The organism is Kitasatospora sp. MBT63, from assembly GCF_000710465.2.
In the GTDB taxonomy this organism is placed as follows: domain Bacteria; phylum Actinomycetota; class Actinomycetes; order Streptomycetales; family Streptomycetaceae; genus Kitasatospora.
This window is the reverse complement of sequence record NZ_JAIZ01000845.1, coordinates 1-3,385: the sequence shown is the minus strand read 5'-3', so window position 1 is coordinate 3,385 and position 3,385 is coordinate 1. Positions and strand designations below refer to the sequence as shown.

The following is a 3,385-nucleotide window of genomic DNA, read 5'->3' as shown; positions in this document are numbered from 1 at the left end:
CCGGCCGCGCGGGCGGCGCGGCCGGTCGCCCGGCGGGGTCAGCGCATCAACTCGGCCAGCAGCGGCCGGAAGTGGGCGAACGGCGGGGTCGGCGCATCGGCCTCCTTCGCCTGCTCGTCCCAGCGGCGGACGGCCACCGCGTCCTCGGCGCCGGGCAGCGCCGCGAACCGGGCCGCCTGCGCCTCGTCCATCGGGCCGCCCTGCACCTGGAGGGTGTACTCGGAGGCCTCCGACAGCCGCTCCCGGTAGCCGGGCTCGACCGCGCACAGGTAGCGCTTGGCCGCCACGTGCAGCCGGACCGGCTCGGTCACCTCGGGGCCGAACCAGCGGCCCAGCCACTCGGCGCCGGTGTGGCTGTGCCGGTTGTCCCGGCCCTGCATCAGCTCCAGGCCGGTGCCGTCGAAGTGGCCGACGTCGTGCAGCAGCGCGGCCGCGACCAGGTGCGCGGGCGCCCCGGCGGCCTCGGCCAGCGCACCGGCCTGCAGCATGTGCTGCGCCATGGTGACCTCCTCGCCGAGGTACTCGGCCGCACCCTCGCCCTCGAACAGCTGCTCAAGGGTGTCCAGTGCGGCGGTCTGCCGGTGCAGCACTGCGAGGGTGCTGGCGAGCGAGTCCAGGTCGGCGTAGCAGCCCTGGAGGTGGCGGTGGCCGTCCTGCTCGAAGGCGGTCCGGGCGTGCAGCAGCCGGGTGTTGTCGAAGACCAGGCAGTCGCCGTGGCCGAGCCGGAAGGTCAGCTGGAGCTCGGGCCGCAGCGTGATCGCGGCGAACCGGCGGTAGGCGGCGTAGAAGGCGTCCAGCTCGGCGGGCGGCAGCCGCAGCGTGCCGATCGACCGGTTGTTGAAACGCACCTCGCGGATCCGCCCCAGCGGGTCGGTCCCGATCAGCGGCCGCTCGGCGAGCAGTTCGGTGCGCCGGTCGCGGAAGACGAACGGGACCGGGGTGGCGGTGAGCGTCGCGAAGTCCTCCGGGTGCTCGGTGCGCAGCAGGTCGGCCGCGCGGAAGCCGTCCACCAGCCCGGAGTCGCCGCCGGTGGCGTCGTTGCGCAGGCAGTGCAGCAGCTGGAGGGTGGGCACCGGGTCGCGGTAGGGGTTGTCGGTGTGCGGTGCGATGGCGGCGCTGGTGAAGGCCAGGTTGTTGGGGTCGGGCTCGATCCGCACGTCGAACAGCTCGCCGTAGTTGGTCTCCCGGACGTAGCCGAAGCTGCGGGCCACCGCCAGCACCTGGCGCTCCTCGCCCGGCACCCCGCGCAGCACCGCGAAGCCCAGGTGCCGGACCGCGCCGAGCACGGCGGCGCGCTCCGCCGGGTCCGCGAGGTAGGCCGCCCAGTCCGCCTCCGGGATGCCGCGCCCGAACTCCGCCGCCTCCCACAGCCGCTTGCCCTGCTCGGTCCGCCCGTCGCCCTCGCCCTGCTCGGCCAGCCAGCCGAGAGGGTACGAGGAGCGGTGGCCGTCCGACCAGACCACGTGCAGCACCCCGTCCTGCTCCACCTGCTCGGTGCAGCTCAGGTGGTCGGGCAACTCGCCGATCTGGAACAGCTTCTGCCCGTTGCGCGGGTCGCGGCACCCGGTGCACGGGCAGTTGTCGCGCAGCCAGTACGGGGACAGGGTCACGTCTCTCGACTCCTCACGGTGGGTCAGTTGTACATACAACTTTCCTGCACCTCGACCCTGCCGAAGCACGGTGATGCCGGCGGGTCCGGCAGATGTCCGGCAGGCGAACAGCGGCCGCTGGGAGCGGTAACGATCCGGCCGCGCCATTGCGGGTGATTCGCTGCATTCCGGGCCGCCGGCCCGGACGGTGCCCTCCCGGCCTGGTGGGATGGTGTGCGGTGACCGCGCCGAGGGGGAGAAGCGATGTCGGACGTACTCAAGGAACCGCCCTACCCGATGCCGGAGTTGCCGGTCCGACCGCGCTCCGGCCGGCGCTGGGCCTGGACCGGGGTGGCCGTGGCGCTCGGCGTCGCCGTGGTGGCGGTGGTGTGCGCGGGGGACCGGCAGGGGCCGTCCCGCTACCGGTTCGAGCCGCCGCCCACCTTCCACGGGCTGCCGCTCGCTCCACGCGAGGAGGCCGACCGCCTGTTGGCGGCGCTCGGTGAGCCGGCCGGGCCCGGCGACTTCGCCGCGGTGTACGCGGATCCCGGCACGCCCGGCCGGGTCGTGGCGGTGCTCGGCCACGTGCAGCGCTTCCCCGATCCCCGAGCGGCGCTCGACACCCGGCTGGCGCGGAACCCGTGGGTGTACGACGGGGTGCTCCCGGTGGACCCGGGCCCGCTCGGCGGTGCGATGGTCTGCGGCGAGGAGGGCGGCCCGACCGGCCCGGTCGGGTCCTGTCTCTGGTACGACGAGGGGATGACGGCGTCCTATGCGGAGATCGGCGGCGTCCGCGCCCCCGACGGGCACGGACCGGCCGACGGCGCCCGGCAGCTGCGGTCGCTGGCGGAGCAGCCACGCTGACCGGCGGTCCGCCCGCATTGGGCTGTAGACCCCGGCGGGTCGGTCAGGCGCGCCAGGCGGCGAGCAGGTCGGCCGGGCCGAGGTGGAGGTCGGGGGTGACCCCGGAGTGCAGGCCGGCCGGGCAGACGGTGACCAGCCGTGCGTCGGCCGCGTCGGGGACCACGGTCCGTGCCAGCGCGAGCTCGTGCAGCTCGCCGGGTGTGACCGGCTTGCGCTCGCGCCACTTGACGGTGCCGAGGGCGGTGGTGCGGCGGGCCCGGGCGCTGCGTGCCACCAGGTCGTACTCGTGGGCGTTGTCCCTGGTCCACCAGCTGCCGATGTCATCGGCGCCTTCGAGCACCGGGAGGCCGGGGGCGAGTCGGCGGACCGCCTCGTGGACCAGGGGTTCGATCGCCTTGCCGCGCCAGGTGGTCCAGTCCCGGCGGAAGGCGTCGACGGCGATGTCCGAGCGGCCACGGGAGATCTGGGGCACCTGCTGCTCGACGAACCGGAACCAGAACCGCAGGTACGGATCCTCGATCCGGTAGCGCCGGAGCCGGCTGTTGTCCCCGGCCCCCACGGGGGTGTCGACCGCGACCACGCCAAGTAGCTCCGTGAATCCTCAGGGTCGCGCTACGGTCGCCTCCCATGCCTCCCCGGCGGCGTCCAAGGCCGCGGCGGGGTCCGTGCCGAGGGCCGTGGCCAGGGCCGCGAGGGTGGCCAGGACGGTGTCCGGGGTGGCGGCCGGGCCGTAGTGGTTGACCCGGAGCATGGTGGCGGCGAGCGGGCCGCCGCCGGGCTGGAGCGGGACGGTGGGGTCGGCGCGCAGTGCGGCGGCGGTCAGCTCGGCCGCGTTCAGGGCCGGCGGGGTGCGCAGGGTGGTGGCCACCGGGGCGGCGTCCCGGTCGCGCGGCACGTACGGGGCGAGCGGGGCGAGGGCGCGGGCGCCGGCC

Annotated in this window: 3 protein-coding genes and 1 pseudogene; 1 reads left to right on the top strand and 3 read right to left on the bottom strand. The window is 75.2% G+C overall.

The window, feature by feature from the left end; all coding sequences use genetic code 11:
- Positions 1-38: 38 nt before the first annotated feature.
- Positions 39-1,610, bottom strand: coding sequence for a TauD/TfdA family dioxygenase (locus AA75_RS44330; RefSeq protein ID WP_233289473.1), 1,572 nt, complete (start codon positions 1,608-1,610; stop codon positions 39-41).
- 243 nt (positions 1,611-1,853) lie between these two features.
- On the opposite strand from AA75_RS44330, the gene AA75_RS48860 reads away from it, so the two are divergent.
- Positions 1,854-2,453 carry a hypothetical protein gene (locus AA75_RS48860; RefSeq protein WP_033826253.1) on the top strand — a complete coding sequence of 200 codons (600 nt, stop codon included), beginning with the start codon at positions 1,854-1,856 and terminating at the stop codon, positions 2,451-2,453.
- Between the two features lie 43 nt (positions 2,454-2,496).
- Here AA75_RS48860 and AA75_RS44320 read toward each other — a convergent pair whose 3' ends face one another.
- Positions 2,497-3,033, bottom strand: a complete 537-nt coding sequence (locus tag AA75_RS44320; RefSeq protein ID WP_051814482.1) for a DUF234 domain-containing protein — start codon at positions 3,031-3,033, stop codon at positions 2,497-2,499.
- A 21-nt stretch (positions 3,034-3,054) separates the two neighbouring features.
- A pseudogene (locus AA75_RS50705) lies at positions 3,055-3,385 on the bottom strand (alanine--glyoxylate aminotransferase family protein); the annotation flags it as partial.

Coding starts and splice junctions, on each gene's coding strand:
- AA75_RS48860 (WP_033826253.1), top strand. CDS start 1,854: ATGTCGGACGTACTCAAGGAACCGCCCTACCCGATGCCGGAGTTGCCG.